Source organism: Salinibacillus aidingensis (genome assembly GCF_055393355.1).
On sequence record NZ_AP043759.1, the window covers coordinates 1,267,476 to 1,285,271 of the forward strand.

General features: G+C 42.0%; 16 protein-coding genes and 1 riboswitch. Of the genes, 13 read left to right on the forward strand and 3 right to left on the reverse strand.

Annotation, left to right across the window (positions count from 1 at the left end):
- Positions 1–87 precede the first annotated feature (87 nt).
- Positions 88–615, forward strand: coding sequence for a hypothetical protein (locus ACZ5OK_RS06875; RefSeq protein ID WP_343840401.1), 528 nt, complete (start codon positions 88–90; stop codon positions 613–615).
- A 6-nt stretch (positions 616–621) separates the two neighbouring features.
- Here the strand turns inward: ACZ5OK_RS06875 and ACZ5OK_RS06880 are convergent, their stop codons facing one another.
- Positions 622–1,134, reverse strand: a complete 513-nt coding sequence (locus tag ACZ5OK_RS06880; protein ID WP_343840403.1) for a MogA/MoaB family molybdenum cofactor biosynthesis protein — start codon at positions 1,132–1,134, stop codon at positions 622–624.
- A 212-nt stretch (positions 1,135–1,346) separates the two neighbouring features.
- On the opposite strand from ACZ5OK_RS06880, the gene ACZ5OK_RS06885 reads away from it, so the two are divergent.
- The 10 genes from ACZ5OK_RS06885 (at position 1,347) to ACZ5OK_RS06930 (ending at position 13,169) form a co-directional block, all read left to right on the forward strand.
- The gene (locus ACZ5OK_RS06885) at positions 1,347–2,606 is read left to right on the forward strand and encodes a molybdopterin molybdotransferase MoeA (RefSeq protein ID WP_343840406.1); all 1,260 of its coding nucleotides are present in this window, start codon (positions 1,347–1,349) and stop codon (positions 2,604–2,606) included.
- Positions 2,607–3,485: 879 nt separating this feature from the next.
- Positions 3,486–4,178, forward strand: coding sequence for a DUF1538 domain-containing protein (locus ACZ5OK_RS06890; protein WP_343840409.1), 693 nt, complete (start codon positions 3,486–3,488; stop codon positions 4,176–4,178).
- The gene (locus ACZ5OK_RS06895; RefSeq protein WP_343840411.1) at positions 4,175–4,915 is read left to right on the forward strand and encodes a DUF1538 domain-containing protein; all 741 of its coding nucleotides are present in this window, start codon (positions 4,175–4,177) and stop codon (positions 4,913–4,915) included. The genes ACZ5OK_RS06890 and ACZ5OK_RS06895 overlap by 4 nt, the downstream gene beginning before the upstream one ends.
- Complete coding sequence (locus tag ACZ5OK_RS06900) at positions 4,899–5,639, forward strand: P-II family nitrogen regulator (protein ID WP_343840414.1); 741 nt, start codon at positions 4,899–4,901, stop codon at positions 5,637–5,639. Before ACZ5OK_RS06895 ends, ACZ5OK_RS06900 begins: the two co-directional genes overlap by 17 nt.
- Positions 5,640–5,883: 244 nt before the next feature.
- Positions 5,884–7,371 carry an MDR family MFS transporter gene (locus ACZ5OK_RS06905; protein ID WP_343840417.1) on the forward strand — a complete coding sequence of 496 codons (1,488 nt, stop codon included), beginning with the start codon at positions 5,884–5,886 and terminating at the stop codon, positions 7,369–7,371.
- A 153-nt stretch (positions 7,372–7,524) separates the two neighbouring features.
- Positions 7,525–7,704: riboswitch (Lysine riboswitch) on the forward strand.
- 107 nt (positions 7,705–7,811) lie between these two features.
- Positions 7,812–8,708, forward strand: a complete 897-nt coding sequence (gene dapA / locus ACZ5OK_RS06910) for a 4-hydroxy-tetrahydrodipicolinate synthase (protein ID WP_343840420.1) — start codon at positions 7,812–7,814, stop codon at positions 8,706–8,708.
- 442 nt (positions 8,709–9,150) lie between these two features.
- Positions 9,151–10,635: a catalase gene (locus tag ACZ5OK_RS06915; protein ID WP_343840422.1), complete on the forward strand. Its 1,485-nt coding sequence runs from the start codon at positions 9,151–9,153 to the stop codon at positions 10,633–10,635.
- Positions 10,636–11,156: 521 nt separating this feature from the next.
- Positions 11,157–11,456, forward strand: a complete 300-nt coding sequence (locus ACZ5OK_RS06920) for an HIT domain-containing protein (protein WP_343841488.1) — start codon at positions 11,157–11,159, stop codon at positions 11,454–11,456.
- A 137-nt stretch (positions 11,457–11,593) separates the two neighbouring features.
- Complete coding sequence (locus ACZ5OK_RS06925; protein WP_343840424.1) at positions 11,594–12,142, forward strand: cysteine hydrolase family protein; 549 nt, start codon at positions 11,594–11,596, stop codon at positions 12,140–12,142.
- A 175-nt stretch (positions 12,143–12,317) separates the two neighbouring features.
- A complete protein-coding gene (locus tag ACZ5OK_RS06930) occupies positions 12,318–13,169 on the forward strand; it encodes an alpha/beta hydrolase (protein WP_343840426.1) in 852 nt (283 codons plus the stop codon).
- Positions 13,170–13,482: 313 nt separating this feature from the next.
- On the opposite strand, the gene ACZ5OK_RS06935 is transcribed toward ACZ5OK_RS06930, so the two are convergent.
- Entirely contained in the window at positions 13,483–14,682 is a 1,200-nt protein-coding gene (locus ACZ5OK_RS06935; RefSeq protein WP_343840428.1) for a DUF819 family protein, read from the reverse strand.
- 208 nt (positions 14,683–14,890) lie between these two features.
- Positions 14,891–15,271 carry a hypothetical protein gene (locus ACZ5OK_RS06940; protein ID WP_343840431.1) on the reverse strand — a complete coding sequence of 127 codons (381 nt, stop codon included), beginning with the start codon at positions 15,269–15,271 and terminating at the stop codon, positions 14,891–14,893.
- A gap of 364 nt (positions 15,272–15,635) precedes the next feature.
- Here ACZ5OK_RS06940 and ACZ5OK_RS06945 point away from each other — a divergent pair, with 364 nt between their 5' ends.
- Both ACZ5OK_RS06945 and ACZ5OK_RS06950 read left to right on the forward strand, forming a co-directional pair.
- Positions 15,636–16,463 carry a patatin-like phospholipase family protein gene (locus ACZ5OK_RS06945; protein WP_343840434.1) on the forward strand — a complete coding sequence of 276 codons (828 nt, stop codon included), beginning with the start codon at positions 15,636–15,638 and terminating at the stop codon, positions 16,461–16,463.
- Between the two features lie 322 nt (positions 16,464–16,785).
- Complete coding sequence (locus ACZ5OK_RS06950) at positions 16,786–17,796, forward strand: ABC transporter substrate-binding protein (RefSeq protein WP_343840437.1); 1,011 nt, start codon at positions 16,786–16,788, stop codon at positions 17,794–17,796.

Genomic DNA, 17,796 nt, shown 5'->3' on the forward strand with positions numbered 1-17,796 from the left:
AATTTGAAGATTTGATGTGACACTTACGGTTATAACGTCAGCATCTGATCTGGAGGTCCTGATCCAGGTCAGATGCTTTTTTATAGTATGGAAATTAAAAGAATAAAACAGGAATCTTCAGGAAAACGTAAGCGAAAAAAGGAGTACCATCTGCATATGCTTTCATGGATGATTCGTATAGGGCTGCTGGTGATTTCTTTTGTTTCATTGTTGTTTTATCCAGCAAAGGCCCTTCATAAATATTTTCCTGTCTCTTTATTTACGTCCGGCCTTGTTTTAATCATGTGCTCGCTCTCATTTCGATATAAGTTCTGGATGGTAAGTGGCAGTATTTTTAAGCGTCTGGCTAATGATTTAACCTTTGTGTTCGGCCCTTTTTTCGCCGGCACATTATGGACTTTCCATTTGACTTTTGGGAAGTTCTGGCGTTATGTGACCGTAAATGCCGCCCTGAGCATCGGGGTGTCCTTTCTGGTAAATCCGCTGCTTCAAAGATATAATGTATACAAATTTGTAAATTTTAACTCAGCCTATTTGTTTTTAACCTATATGGGCTATGCGCTCGTTATTTATCCTTATCAGCTGCTGATTAAGGATAGGAAGAAAAAGGCTTAGGCATTCCTATAACTGTTTTTCGATTTCATGCCGAACATGAGTGATTTCCGGCAGAATCAGGTCCTTCATCGCCAGCTTCACTGCACCTGATGAACCTGGCATGGAGAAGACGGCTGTGTTCTGATAGATTCCCCCAATCGCTCGGCTTAAAATGGCCGCGGAGCCAATGTCCTTCTGATAGCTCAGCATGCGGAAAAGCTCTCCAAAGCCTGGCATTTCCTTGTCCAGTAGATCCCGAACGGCTTCATAGGTTGTATCACGGGCTGAGATGCCTGTTCCTCCATTTAGCAGAAGGGTGTGGACATCCTCGCGTCTGGCTAAGTCCCGGATTGTGTCCTGGATGGAGGAGTAGTCATCCTTTAAAATCTGATAATCCACCCATTTATGCTGATTTTCCTCAAGTAAATCTTTTATGAGTTTCCCACTATTGTCCGTTTCTTCTGTTCTCGTATCTGAAACTGTAATAATCGCACATTGGACATTCTCAGGGGATGACTTGCGGTGATCGTGTACGCCCATTTCGTATTCCTCCTCATTTTCATTTTGTATACACAGTTTATCACGCATGAACTGGCCGTAATACCCCCACTGATGGAAGTTCCGCTTTTTTATACAAGGCTGTTCTTTAAAAGCATGGAGAATGATAAACTGGTTTAGGAAGACGTATAATGAAACAAAGGGATAGTGCTGAAGTAAAATTCTAGAATCTGCAGATAGAAAGGGAGAGTTTGATGAGCGATAATGAGCAATTTTCAAGATTTCGACGCAAGGCAGTGAAAGTAGAGGATGCCCTTGAATCGATTCTTTCTTACATACCAAAAGCGAAACATGAACAACTCCCGTTGGATCAGGCACTGGGATCCACACTTTCTGAGGATGTGAAGGCTCCTCATCCGATCCCCCATTTCCGTCGTTCAGGCTACGATGGCTATGCAGTCATTTCTCAAGACTTAAAGGACGCCTCGAAGGAACGACCGGTCTATTTAAAGCTGGTAGATGATATTCCTTGCGGGGAAGTGCCGGGTAAAAAGCTCGAAAGCGGCCAGACCGCAAGAATTATGACAGGTGCGATGGCTCCGGATGAGTCGGACAGTGTGATTATGCTGGAAGCGACAGAGCAGGAGGAGCGGGATGACGGAACCTATGTAAAATTCACCAAGCCGATTCCATCGGTAAAAAATATTACATCCATTGGTGAAGAAACGTCAGAAGGAGAGGTTCTTTTACGAGAAGGGACGACGATAAACCCCGGGGCAATGGCGGTATTATCCTCCTTAGGCTATGTACAGGTTCCCGTTTACAAAAAGCCAAAAATTGCGGTACTATCGACCGGTACAGAGCTCCTGGAGGTTGATGAGCCTCTAGAGCCGGGGAAGATCCGGAACAGCAATACGTACATGCTCGCCGGACAAATTCAGGCCAATGGCGGAGAGCCTGTACTAATTGGTAAGTTTCCTGATGAAGTAGGCCCGGCAAAGGCGAAAATTCAGTCCCTATTAGAGGATCCTGAAATAGACGTGATTGTGACTACAGGCGGTGTGTCCGTCGGGGATTACGATATTATGACCGATATTTTCTTGAATTGGGAAGGAAAAACCCTGTTTAACAAGGTTCAAATGAGACCGGGAAGTGTGACAACAGCCGGAGTCTTTAAGGATAAGCTTATGTTCGGACTCTCCGGCAATCCGGGAGCCTGTTATGTAGGATTTGAACTCTTTGTAAAACCGGCGATCGAACGTTTAAGCGGAAGAGAAGCAGGTCACGTAAAGAAAACGGCCTTTTTGGAGCAGGATTATACGAAGCTCAATGCCTTCCCCCGCTTTGTAAGAGGCTATTTTGATGAAAAGGACGGTCAGCTCTGGGCGCATCCGGTCGGCCTCGACATGTCCAGTGCGCTTCTGTCCATGAAGGATACGAATGCCCTGATCGTCATCCCTCCAACCAAAACAGGGTTAAAAGCCGGCGATCAAGTAGATGTAATTCCAGTATAAAAATGTAAAGAAAAGCGGAGGCGACCGTTCAGGCCAGACGGCATAAGCAGAATCTCCGGAGTGGCCGTACTTTGGCCATGGAGGGGATTCTGCTTATATCCGCTTGGGCCTGGGAGCCGCAGCTGGACAACGAAAAGCGGAGGCGACTGCTCAGGTCATGCGGGATAAGACGAAGACATGGAGTGGCATGGTTTTCGCCACGTATTGGCTTTGGCTTATATCCGCCTTGACCTAGGAGCCGTAGCTGGACAAAGAAAAGCGGAGGCGACCGTTTAGGCAAACGGACGCTTCCGCTTTTGTTCTGTACGAAAGCTTCTGAGCACTTAAATAGCGAATTTTCCGTCAAATCTGTTAATATAATAGTAACAGTGATTTTTCCTCTTTGGGTCTTCCTCAATTTTGATGAACACCCTTACTTTCCCATTTTTTATCACGCATGAAGTCCGTAATACCCCACTTCAGTTTTGAGGGTAACCCAACAAGACTAAAGTGGGGGAAAAACGGACAGTAAATTCCTGATAAGTTCAGCTAACCATCATGGGGGATGGAGATAACCCCCACTGATGGAAATTTCACTTTATATACACTTCATAAGTATGTTAAGGCCCGCTATGATTTTTCCATTCATTTAAGAAAGCTATCATTTTTTCATATCCGTATAGGTCTTGTCCGGGTACATAGACCGTTTTCTGTATTTATCACGTATTAACTGGCCGTAATACCCCCACTTCAAGTCTGGAGGGTACCCCAACAGGACTAAGTGGGGGATAAACGGCCAGTAAATCCCTGATAAGTTCAACGAACCATCAGTGGGGGATAGAGAAACCCCCCCACTGATGGAAGTTTCACTTTATCTACAAACGTGAAGGAAGGTTTTATATGGAGAATATTAAAGAAACCATTATGGAAGTGATTTATTCTGTACTGCCCATCACATTAGTGGTAACAGCCCTGCAGTTTACGATTATCTGGCTTCCCATGGAAACGTTTATCCAGTTTCTTGTTGGAGCGGTGATGGTCAGCATTGGACTTATTTTGTTTTTATTAGGAGTTAATGTAGGTTTGCAGCCTGTGGGGGAGATGATTGGTTCGGCTTTATCCAAAACGAGAAGTCTGTGGTTGATTCTCTTTTTTGCCTTCGTGCTGGGAGTGGTTGTTACAGTTGCCGAGCCTGATGTCCGGGTGTTAGCGACCCAGATTGATCAGGTGTCGAATGGAGAAATCCCTCAAAGCATTTTAATTATGTCTGTAGCCTTAGGTGTAGGGATATTTGTCGCCCTGGCGATGCTTAGAATCATTTTCTCTATTAAAATCGTTTACCTGCTTACGATTGGTTATGGACTTGTGTTTTTACTGGCTGCTTTTACACCCCCGATTTTCGTACCCATCTCCTTTGACTCAGGGGGAGTTACCACAGGTCCGTTAACGGTTCCCTTCATCCTTTCCTTAGGGTTAGGGGTAGCCTCGGTCCTGCGAGGGAAATCAGCCTCCAGAGATGGATTCGGACTGGTTGGCCTTGCTTCCATAGGTCCTATTCTGTCTGTCTTGATATTGGGGGTTATCTACGGATGAACATACACATCTTTCACGGGTTTGGTGATGTGCTTCGTGATGTCACCATGGCCCTTTCACCACTGCTCATCTTATTTTTATTCTTTCATTTTTTCTTTTTGAAATTACCGTTACGCAGACTCATAGATATCGGGGTAGGCTTTTTACTTTCCTATTTTGGCCTGGCCTTCTTTCTACAGGGGGTCCACATCGGTTTTCTTCCGATTGGTGAAATTATGGGGGAAAAACTGGGCACCTTCCCACACGAATGGGTGCTCGTGATCGTAGGATTTATTCTAGGGTTTTTCGCAGTATATGCTGAGCCTGCTGTTGCAGTCCTGAATCGGCAGGTGGAAAAGGTTTCAGCCGGATATATTCCGCAAAAGCTGTTATTGTATACACTCTCGATTGGCGTAGGGTTAGCTGTGGCTTTATCCATGCTTCGAATTATTTATGGAATTTCCCTATGGTATTTTATTCTTCCAGGTTATATAATAGCGTTAATCATGATAAACTACTCTTCAAAAGCCTTTACATTAATTGCTTTTGATTCGGGCGGTGTAGCCACCGGTCCGATGACAGCTACCTTTATTTTAGCAATGTTTGTAGGTATTGCCTCTGTTACAGAAGGGCGGGATCCCCTTCTTGATGGTTTCGGAATGGTCGCATTAGTTGCACTCGCTCCGATTCTATCTGTATTAACATTGGGGATTTTATTTGGTAGAAAGGAGAAGAGGCAGGATGGCGATCTTGAATAAGGGTCAAAAGGTAATCGTCACCATCGTGAAGAAGGATAGAGCCAAAAGAATCGTTCAGGCAGCGAAAAATGCCGGAGCCCAGGGCGGGACAACGCTTCTGGGGAATGGCATTAAAATGAATGAGAAAAGACGCGTTTTAGGGATACCTGTGGAGCGGGAGAGAGCGATTATTTTAACCCTCGTTCCAGATGATATATATGAAAGCGTTTTAACGGCAATTACAGAATCTGTGAACTTAAATCAGCCAAAACAGGGAATTGGCTTTGTTATCGATACGAAAAATGTTGCAGGTGTTTGCCATATGCTTGGCTTTGAGGCAGAGAAGGGAGCCTCAGAGGAAGAGGGGGTAAGGGATATGTCCGAAGATCAAAAGGTGCTCTATGATTTAATCGTCACTATTGTAAACAAAGGAGACTCCGATGAGGTTGTCGAAGCATCCAAATCAGCCGGAGCGGAAGGCGGTACAATCATTAATGGTCGGGGCACAGGCATTCATGAGAAGGCAAAGCTGTTTAATATTTTAATTGAACCGGAAAAAGAGGTTGTTTTAACCTTAATCAGCAGGGATAAAACCCAGGATGTACTGGAGGCCATTGAAGTAGAAGGAAAGCTGAATCAACCGGGCAAAGGAATCGCCTTTGTGATGGAAGTGGAGCGTACGGTGGGAATTAACCACATTTTAAATCGCATGGTTAATGAAGAATTCCGTGAAGTGAAAAGATAATCAAACCTTGAGATTGCTGAGTCCTGAAAACAGGGCTCAGCTTTTTTTAGGTCCTAGTGTAATCGGGAAATTTTTCTGTTGACAATCCAGTTTACAGTCGGTAATATACATATCGTGACTCTTCAGTCATACTTTTTGACTGGATGGTTTGTTCAATGTTTTAAAAGACTTTGGACGCGAATCTCACAAAATTTTTTAATGGAAGTGGAAATACAGGGATATATATGCTAAGGAGGGAAAGGTAATGACGGAACAGCAGCAGAAAATAAAAAAAGGACCGATGATTACCGTTATGCTCATTGGTGCCTTCTTTGCTTTACTTAATGAAACCTTGCTTGCAACTGCATTGCCAAAGATCATGAACGACTTTGGGATTACGGAAAATAAAGTGCAGTGGTTAACGACAGCCTTTTTATTGACCAATGGGGTGATGATTCCCATTTCTGCGTTTTTAATTGAACGCTTCAGCACAAGAAAAATCTTTTTAACAGCTATCAGTATCTTTACATTAGGGACGTTTGTCGCTTCGATTTCACATACGTTTCCCCTATTGCTGACGGCACGTGTCATACAGGCTATGGGGTCTGGTGTGATGCTTCCTCTGATGATGACGGTTGTACTTACCATCTTTCCTGCAGATAAAAGAGGGGCAGCGATGGGGACGGCAGGACTCGTCATTGCCTTTGCGCCAGCTATTGGGCCAACTTTATCAGGCTGGTTGCTGGCCCATTTCTCATGGCGGTCGCTGTTTTACGTCGTCTTGCCAATCGCTGTTTTAGCACTGGTGATTGCTTACTTTTATGTGCAGAATGTAACGAAATTGACTTATCCTAAAATTGATGTTTTATCGATTCTTTTATCCTCATTCGGATTTGGCGGTCTGTTATTTGGCTTCAGCAGTGCCGGTGAGGATGGCTGGACAGATCAGACCGTACTGACAAGTATTATTGGAGGGGCAGTGATTATCGGTTTGTTTATCTGGCGTCAGTTGAAAATGAAAACGCCCATGCTGGAGTTCAGGGTGTTTAAATTCAGCCGATTTACCATTGCGTTAATCATTACGATGGTTGTGATGATGTCCATGATTGGGGCAGAAACCATGCTGCCATTATATATGCAGAATACCCGCGGATTCAGTCCGCTTGAGTCTGGTTTAATGCTGCTGCCAGGAGCCATTGTGATGGGGATTATGTCTCCGATTGTAGGGTCTCTCTTTGATAAAATTGGAGCGAGAAAATTAGCCGTAACCGGACTGACGATTGTGGGAGTGACAACTTTAGTCTTTACCAATCTATCTATGGAAACGTCTTTCGTATTTCTGGCCACCATTTATGCCATTCGGATGTTTGGGTTATCCATGGCGATGATGCCAGTGATGACCAGTGGGTTGAATCAGCTGCCACAGGAGTGGAATGCTCACGGATCAGCAATGGCTAACACCATGCAGCAGGTGTCTGCTTCCATCGGTACAGCGATTCTAATGACAGTTATGACAACATCTGCGAAAAATTACGAGCCAAATATGGAAAGCCTTCAGGGATTAACACAGGCAGAAGCGCAGCAGCAAATCGCTGAACAGGCTTCCATCAACGGTTACAATATTGCCTTTATAGTGGCCACAGCACTATCCTTTGGCGGTATGCTTCTGTCATTCTTTTTGGAAAATAAGGCAGCAAAGGAAAAACAAGATCAGCAAGCAGCCACTTCAGCATCTGCTCAGACGGTAAATTAGAGTACTGAAAGCCTGATATCGGTATATATTCGAGGAATTTTAAGAGATTCGGAAAATTTCTTAAAAAAATGGGAAATTCTCTTGTTTATTTTAATTATTTCTGGTAAATTATACGTAATCAAAGGTATACATTCTTATTTTCAATATATTTGAAGTAAGGATAGAGGTGCAGTAACCATTAGTACTCATGTGGAGGGGAATGAGCTCTGAAGAAGCATGGGAAAAGGGGGAGCTGCCGAAGTGGATGGAGCCTCATTCTCCTGAAGCTGGTTCTGTTTTTGAATAAAATTCAGGACTGTCATATAGGAGACTATATGGAGGGCTATCTAATGCTTTAGAACGTAAAAGATATGTTCTATAAGCAACAGCGGGCTCTCTCGTTGTTGCTTTTTATTTTGGTCCTCCACACCTAAAAAAATTTATGAAAAGGGTGTGAAGCTATGAATTTCGGTCAAGTGCTAACAGCAATGGTCACACCATTTGATCAGAATGGTGAGCTTGATTTGGAGGCCGCGAGAGGATTAGTTCATTATTTAATTGCAAATGGTTCTGACGGTTTAGTCGTTGCCGGGACAACCGGTGAATCGCCAACTTTATCTCATGATGAAAAGCTTAGATTATTTCAGTTTGTTGTAGATGCTGTGGACGGAAGAGTACCCGTCATTGCAGGAACAGGTTCAAATAACACTCAGGCTTCCATCGATTTAACGAAAGAGGCAGAAGCTCTTGGAGTCGATGGGGCATTGCTTGTTACCCCTTATTACAACAAGCCTTCCCAGGAAGGAATGTATCAGCATTTCCGTGCGATTGCGGAACAGACCAATCTTCCTATCATGCTTTACAACATTCCTGGACGAAGCGTTGTAAATATGGAGGTTGAAACGATCAGCCGTCTGGCAAGGATCTCTAATATTTCTTCTATTAAAGAAGCAAGTGGGGATCTGGATCGTGTGTCTCAGATTATTACGGAGACACCTGATGATTTCACTGTATACAGCGGTGAGGACAGTCAGACTCTGCCTCACATGTCTGTGGGGGGAACGGGGATTGTGTCCGTTTCTTCCCATGTGATTGGCAATGAAATGCAGCAGATGATTAACCATTATAAAAATGGAGATACAGCCCATGCAGCGGCTATCCATCGTCATATTCTGCCGCTCATGAAAGAGATGTTTGCTGCACCAAGTCCTTCACCGGTGAAAGAGGCTTTAAACTGCATCGGTGTACCCGTAGGAAGCGTCCGTTTACCGCTTGTCCCATTAAATGATACGGAACGGGCTTCCCTTTATAAGGTATTGGCTAATCATCAGGTTGGTTCAGATGAAGCAGCAGGTTAATAAAGAGTGATCGAGAGAATAGGCACAGTCCTATTCTCTTTTTTTTGGCTCTAAAAACGATCATTGAAAAACATAAAACAAAGAATTACACGCAATCGATTTATTTTGTTACACTGAACTAAAAGGGAAATTTGATTCATTATTTAAAATTACTATAAATAAATATTGATTTTTATTTATTATTCATTATAATAATTAGTAGGCAAGCAAACATCTTATATTCATAGGATGAAAGGAGTGAATACACTCATATAAGGATGGATGGACGATTTCCTTAATTGCCTGCCGTTCTCACTTAGAAGGTTACATGTGAGAACATCAGGATGCATTTTTCTTTACATCCAATCTTGTTTTTTACTATTATTTAAGATGTCAGGTTTAATAAGGTTAGATAATAGTAGAATGATAGTTATTTATAATCAAATCTGTAGGAGGGTATTTCATGAGTGATAAGAAGAAAAAAATGACAACAGCCTTTGGAGCTCCAGTACCAAACGATGACAACTCCAAAACAGCTGGTAAGCGTGGTCCATTATTAATGGAAGACTACTGGTTCCTTGAAAAAATGGCGCATTTTGACAGAGAGGTTATTCCTGAGCGTCGTATGCACGCAAAAGGATCCGGAGCTTTTGGTACCTTCACTGTAACAAATGATATTACAAAATATACAAAAGCCGATCTTTTCTCAGAAGTTGGCAAAAAAACCGACATGTTTGTCCGTTTCTCCACGGTTGCAGGTGAGCGTGGTGCAGCTGATGCTGAGCGTGACATTCGTGGAACGGCTATTAAGTTCTATACAGAAGAAGGAAACTGGGACCTTGTTGGAAACAATACACCTGTTTTCTTTATGAGAGATCCTAAGAGATTCCCTGACTTAAACCACGTGGTTAAGCGTGATCCTAAAACAAACATGAAAAACCCACAGGCAAACTGGGATTTCTGGAGTTCACTTCCAGAAGCATTGCACCAGGTTACCGTTGTTATGAGTGACCGTGGTATTCCGGCCAGCTACCGTAACATGCATATGTTCGGAAGCCATACATACAGCATGATTAATGCTGAAAACGAGCGTGTATGGGTGAAATTCCACTTCAAAACACAGCAGGGTATTAAAAACCTGACGGATCAGGAAGCTGAAGAGCTCATTGGTAAAGACCGTGAAAGTCATCAACGAGATCTCTTTAATGCGATCGAAAATGGCGACTATCCAAAATGGACCCTGTACATCCAGGTCATGACTGAAGAGGAAGCACAAAAAGTACACTATAATCCATTTGACTTAACAAAAGTTTGGTATAAGGAAGACTTCCCTCTTATTGAAGTAGGAGAGGTAGAATTAAACCGTAACCCTGAAAACTACTTTGCAGATGTAGAACAAGCTGCCTTTGCACCTACAAATATTGTGCCTGGTATTGGCTTCTCACCAGATAAAATGCTGCAGGGCCGTCTGTTCTCATACGGAGATACGCAGCGTTATCGTCTGGGTGTAAACCATTGGCAAATTCCTGTTAACTATCCGAAGAATGCGAAAAACTTCCATCCATATCATCGCGATGGCGCAGGACGTGTGTTTAACACTTCTGAAGGCTCTGTATCCTACAGCCCTAACAGCTATGGTGAGTGGGAAGACAGCAAAGAGCATCAGGAGCCGGCACTTAATATTGATGGGCCAGCGGATTACCACAACTTCCGTGAAGACGATGACTTATACTATGAACAGCCAGGTAAACTCTTCCGTCTGATGAGTGCAGAAGAGCAGCAGCGCCTGTTCGAAAACACCGCTCGTGCGATGGACGGTACAACAAAAGAAATTCAATTACGTCATATCAACAACTGCTACAAAGCAGATCCTAAGTACGGTGAAGGTGTTGCCAACGCACTTGGTGTTTCCCTAAGTGAAGTTGAGGCAGCAGCCAGCAAAGAATAATGATTTTGATGAAAACTATCCAAGGTTTACCTTGGATAGTTTTTCGTATTATTTATCACGCATGAACTGGCCGTAATACCCCCACTTCAAGTCTTGAGGGTAAACCAAAAAGAATAAGTGGGGGATAAACGGCCAGTAAATTCCTGATAAGTTCAACTAACCATCAGTGGGGGATAGAGAAAACCCCCACTGATGGAAGTTTCCCTTTATGGAATTCCAGTTTCCAGTCAAAGAAGGCATAGAGAACAGAGATTTCATAGGAAGTAGTTCAATTTTGGAGTACACAATTGTAATTTGTACCCCTGATTGAACTGCTTTTTTTATGAAAATACAGCCTACAAAGGTAAGGCTTTTGTAATACAATTTATAAAGTTAATGAAGAGCGTCTTATGATAATCAACTCACATATGGTAAAATAAGGTAAATATGGTTATTCATCTATTCCGGCTAAAGAAGCAGGATTATTGAAAAAGAGAAAAGTAATAGTAGTTAAGAGAAAAAATATTAAAAGGGGAATATTTATGACTGCCGATTTTTATTGTGATGAAGTTTTAAGTGGTAAAACGCAAGTAGATACAGTAGTGGAGACGACTAATGTATTAGCATATTATCATACTCGTCCTTCTTACCCAGTACATATTGTGGCAATTCCTAAAAAACATATATCTTCATTGATTACATTGGAAGATAGTGATAATGAACTATTGTTAGAACTATTAGGAGTGATTAAACAGGTTGCAACTATGGTTACCGAAGAAAATGGGGCTTGTAGAGTTATTACAAATATAGGGGAATATCAGGATTCGAAACATCTCCATTGACGTTCGGTACGGAGCAGGGGAAAAGCCGGAGATAACTTCAAACGCTTACCTATTGCTAACTTTAGTAGAACAGGAAGTAATCAACTAACCTTCACAGAAATTTTACTTTTAATTAATACTAAATAGGCGGTGAATTTATGAAGGCATTACTCGTTATCGATGTTCAAAATGGATTAGTTAATAAGGGGAACTTTCAAGAAGAAATATCAAGGATAGAAAAAGTAATTGAGGATTTTAGAGAAAATAAAGAACCTGTACTTTTTATGAGACATCTAGATGATACAGAAAACAGCCCACTTTATAAAGGCTCTGCTGGGTCTGAACTACATAATTCAATTAAAAAATATGCTGACCATATTATTGAGAAACAGACACCAAATTCATTTCATAACACCGATTTAGAAGATATATTAAAAGACCTTGGGGTTACACATCTATTTATCACAGGTTTTAACACAGAGTATTGTTGTTTGTTTACAGCAATTACTGCTTTTGATAGAGGTTACAAAGTGACCTTTTTAGAAGACGCAACTGCAACGGTTAATACTGCTGAGACATATGAAATGAAAGGATTAGATATTAGAGACTTTGTAGGTTCCGTTTTGTATGTGTCCAATGTTATAGAAGTATTGGAATTTGAGGAATATGTTGAGGAATACAAACTTAACAAATCTGTTGAAGATTGATACGTCGGAAAATATAGTTTTGTGAATTATTGTACTTAAACAAACGGGTGCAAATATTGAATAAGAAGTTGTCGGTGGCAGCTCCTATTGTGTTAAAGGGCAGTTATGTTGAAGAAGGGTTATTGTCAATGATATTTGAGAAAACAGAGATTATTAGAAAAGGCGGGGAATTAACTTGGTTGAATTTAAAATAACAGAAAATAATCATACTTTTAATGGGTATCATTTGGGTAACCGAAACCTCCCAATTCTTGTTTGTCTTCATGGGATGACAGGTGACTTAAATAGCTTTTTGGGTCTTATTAATTTTCTTTCTAAAGACTTTCATCTCATTCTTTTAGATAGTCCCGGTCATGGGAAAACAGAACCATTCAAAAAGGAGGAAGATTATAGGTTTTCTTCGGTCGTAAAGAGGATTGATAAAGTATTAAACCGCATTGTTAATAAACCTTTTTATATAATGGGACATTCTTGGGGAGCAGACCTTGCACTAAGCTATGCAAAGAAGTTTCCAGATAAGGTAAAAGGAGTTGTTCTAATTGATGGAGGATATGTATTTCCTGAGCATGTGGATGGAATGACAGAAGAAAAGGCTCTTTTGGGATGGGAGGAGTATATAAAATCAAGTAGGTATAACTCTTGGAATGAAGTAGTAAAAACTTATCAGGATTACACGACAAAGGAATGGGGCAAAAGTCTGGATTCCATCATACACTCCAACTTTAAACAGGTCAGCGGGAAATACGTGTTAAAGGCTGATAGTTTTAGCATTTTAGCATCAATAAAAGCTTTTTTTAAGGAGCCTTGTTCAACTACATTTGGGAGCATTGAGTGTCCTGTATTATTGTTTTATGCAACGATTCCGGAGACAGACTCCTCCAGAAATAAGGGAATACAAAAAATACAAAAAAGTATTAAGGATGTAAAGATTGTAGGTATAAAAAATACGAAGCACAACATTCACTGGGACAACCCTAACGTAGTTGCTAAAGAATTGTTAATGTGGAGACAACAAAAGGAGACTTAGGATTTTATTCTTCAACTATCGGGTGCTTTAATTGAAGAAGAAAATCAAATATCACGTTTTAGTTTGTTATTAAACTGTTAAATATGGTTTGGATTGTATGCTAATTTATATGCTGTTTCTATTGTTATTAGCATTTTTCTCTCCCAAAACTGAACCCGTTAATCTGTAAATAAAGTTTTAATCGTTTGTAAGGTGATCACTTCGCAATAGAAAGGCAGCTTTAGTTAAAGAAAAATGAGCATCAAATTGCTATGCAACTCAATGCTCATTTTCCATACATTTTATATAGTTTTACTCCTGAAGTATCTGGGATTTATCCACCAATGACCATTTGCGCCAGTTTACCGGTTAACAGTGCCGCGTAGGTTCCGACCACATTACCGAGGATTCCCATTAACAGTCCGACAGGGGCAAGTGCAGGCTGGAATACAGACGCTACAATGGGCGCGGAGCTTGTTCCGCCGATATTTCCCTGTGATCCGACAGCTACGAAGAATAAAGGTGCTTTTAACAGTCGTGCAGCTGTGAAAATGGTAATGATGTGAATAGACAGCCACACAATTCCCATTAGAATAAATTCGGGAGACTCTTTAATATCAGCCAAATTGGCCTGGGCTCCCATACTTGTTAGGAAAAGAAAGATTCCGAGATACCCCACTTTACTTGCTCCGTAGTATTCAAGACGACGAACCTTTGTAAAGGATAGGGCGATACCAACAGCTGTAATAATGATAAAGGTCCAGGTGGAAACATTCATAATATCGCTTTTTGGAATAAAGTCCCACTTAGCCAGTACGCGAATCAGGTATGATCCGGCAAAACCAACTGCCATAATTCCAAACAATTGCGGGAGCTGAAGGGGCTTTGCATTCTTTTCAACATCCGTTGCAATCTCTTCGTTCACCTGCTTAATGGTGGAGTTATCCGCTTTATTCCATTTATTAAACCGATCCTGGAAGTTGGCAAGAGCAATCATAACCCCCATCCAGCTGATTCCAACCAGTGTATCGGTTAAAATAATCGGGCTTAAAATATCGTCTGGCGTACTGAAGGCTTCAAGCATGGCTCCCATGTTGGCTGATCCGCCAATCCAGCTTCCCGCTAGTGCACCAACACCTCTCCAGGCATCCTCTGGTAAAATTCCCTGGAACAAGCCAATCGCGATCGGTCCGCCGATGACAACCCCCAAGGTTCCGGCTAAGAAGACCAGGACGGCTTTTCCGCCGAGTTTAAAAGTAGCAGGAACATTCGTACTAATCATCAGCAGCAATAAACCTGCAGGAAGAATATAAGTGCCTAAGAAGTCATAAAGACCTGAGCTTTGCGGGATGATTCCGAATGTTGTGGAAAGCATCGGTAAAAAATACATCCAAATGACGGGTGGTGCATATTTAAAAAACTTTTGGACGCTCTTTTTCTTTACCGTTGATAGCATAAACATCAAACCCACAATGGCAATGAGATAAGCAAAAACCGCCATGGGTTCCTGTATCAATGGTTCTCCGTTATTCATGATGTTCACTCCTCTAGATGAAAAATATTGTTTTTTTGAATTGTGAAATAAATCACTTTTATAATGCAGAAGGTTAAATTTTAGCATATATGTTTTTAATTATGCAAAGGAATTTATCTCCAGTGCCAATCAAAGGGAGGGAAGAAGGTAAAAATAAGAGAACCCCGACTTAAAAAAAGCCGGGTTTTGTATGCACTGAAATGGAATGTCAGGAATGAGGAGGCAGGGAAAAGCTCATCTCAGATGGCAGAGCTATTATGTCATCTTTAGCACGAAAGGACTGATAGTGGGTAAGCGTCTCACCTCTCTGGCTGATGCGGCACGTAAGGATTTGCTCGTGCTTTTTTCCTTTCGTCTCTAAATAAATATCGAAATCATTCAGCTTTAAATAGCAATCATTGAAGGTCAGGTTTAAATATTCGTTCGGCTTCCTGACTGTTTCAGGATGATGGAGAATCATGACTGCTAAATCCCGAATGGTAATGTGCTCGGTTCCCTCGACCTTTTGCAGCGTCACCTTTATCGTTTCCGCCCATTTACCTGTTTTCTGTCTGACCTGTTTCCACAAACGATTCAGCATTTCATTCATAAACATGCCTCCCTTTTTAGCTTAGCTTTCTCACTTTTTATCACGTATTAACTGGCGATAATACCCCTACTTCAAGTTCTGAGGGTACCTCAACAAGACTAAGGGGGATGGAATGGAGAAAACCCCCACTGATGGAAGTTTCCCTTTATGGAACATGCAGTGTTAGGATGTGTTTCATTTTTATAATTTTGCATTGCTTCCTATTTCATTCAATGATGATTATGGTTATATTGTAGATAGGGTGTAAAATTCTCCGTAGTACGTTTGACGGGGAGTTGGGTGACAAAGCGTATCAGATGACCGATAGGTACGGAAAATAGCTCATGAATACGTTCATGCTACTGGCTGAAAGAGAGGGAGAGTCATGCAAATTGGCGTTGCTTTGTCCGGCGGGGCTGTCCCGAAATTTGCCTGCGTCGGCGTTATCAAAGCACTGGAGGAAATGGATATCGAGATCAGTCATATTGCCGGAACAAGTGCAGGCGGGATTGTAGCTGCTCTGTATGCCTATGGATATACACCGGATCAAATTGCTGATCAGCTCCAAAAGCTGAGTAAGTCCCATATTGATGTGGACTGGAAAGGGATTGGCCGACGTTTTCTTTTCTTCCGCCGAAATCTGGATGGAGGGGTGAAGGGGGAGAAATTGCAAAGGCTGGTTCACCAAATGACTGGAAACGATGATTTTTCTGCCTGTCAGATTCCCTGTGCCGTATCAGTGACGGATCTCAGAACCCAGAAAACGATGGCCATAAGCTCACAGAAGGTAAGGGACTATGAAACCATTCTGGACATGCCGATAGACGAAGCTGTACGGGCGAGCGCTTCCATTCCCGTGATGTATCAGCCGGTCCGATGGAAAGACTATATTTTCATCGATGGGGGTATGCTGAAAAACTGTCCGGTGGATATCGTTCAAGGGTTAGGCGCAGAGAAGGTGCTGGCGGTTGATCCTGTCTCGTCTTATTCACAGAAGGAAACGTTTGATGATCTGTCAACGATCTTAAGTCAGTCGATGAATATTCTGTTAGAGGCACAGATGAAGGAGGATCATAAAAAGGCAGAGCTGTGTTTAAAACCTGATCTGGGGGATACAGGTCTGTTTGACTTTAAGCGAATCGCGGAGTGCGTTGAAAAAGGGTACGCTTATACCAAAGAACGGAAGAACGATATTATGGCTGTATTGTCATGAATCATCCTTTTTGGCCACGATGATAGAATTTTTTCTGATAAGTTTTAGCTCTTCCTCAGGGCCCTGCAGTAGGTATTTCGCAAGCAGGGATCTGATGGTTTTCATGATGAATATCGTGAAAATGTTTCAAAATTGACAAAAAATCCGGGATGTCAGGTTGACTTTCATTTGGAATAAAATTATCATTGTCATTGAAAGGCTAATTGATAATCTTTTTCAATTAGTTTGAATATTCATACATGAATGCCATCGAATTTATTCATTCGTATTTGAAGAGAACGGAAATACAGACGGAAAATACATAACTGAGGAGGAGAATGAGATGAAAAAGCTCGTTATATTACTGCTGACAGGTCTGCTTGTACTCTTGGCGGCATGCGGAAATACGGAAGATACAGAGGATCATGCAAATTCCGATCAGAATAAAGAAGAGTCTGAATCAGCAAAGGAAGAGGCAACGGTTAAGATTAAAGATGTTTACGGTGAGAAAACCGTTGAGAAAAATCCTGAGCGAGTGGTTGTGCTTGAATGGGTTTATGCAGAGGATTTACTGGCCTTAGGTAAGCAGCCTGTGGGAATGGCTGATATTGAAGGCTACCATGACTGGGTAAACATTGAACCTGAATTGTCAGATGAGGTTAAGGATGTTGGAACACGCCAGGAGCCGAATCTTGAAGCGATTTCGCGTTTGAATCCGGACTTGATCATTACCGCCAGCTATCGTCATGACGCGATTATGGAGGACTTGGAATCGATTGCAACAACACTTGCATTCAACCCTTACCCTGAAGAGGGGCAAGGGGATCAATATCAGGAAATGCAGGATACGTTCAATAAGATTGCTAAGGTGATGGGCAAAGAGGATAAGGCCGAAGAGGTGCTGACCAGCATGGAGGATACCTTTAAAGAATCCGAACAGAAGCTCGCTGAAAATGGGTACGAGGATACACCATTTGTTTTAACACAAGCCTATAGCGGTCAAAACACTCCAACCATTCGTCTCTTTACCGAAAATGGAATGGCGACACAAATTATGGGAAAAATGGGGCTGCAAAATGCTTATGACGGAAGCGACTGGGAGCTGTACGGGTATAAACAGACAGACGTAGAGGCGCTCCAAAACTTCCAGAATGCTCATTTCTTCTACATTGTTCAGGAAGATGATAATGTATTTGAAAATCAATTAAGCGGAAATCCCGCTTGGGAAAATCTTGACTTTGTGAAAAATGACCGCCTCTATCAGCTGCCAGGGGATACGTGGACATTTGGAGGTCCTTTATCAGCTGAAACCTTTGCTAAGCAGATTACGAATGTGATGCTGGAAAAGAAGTGA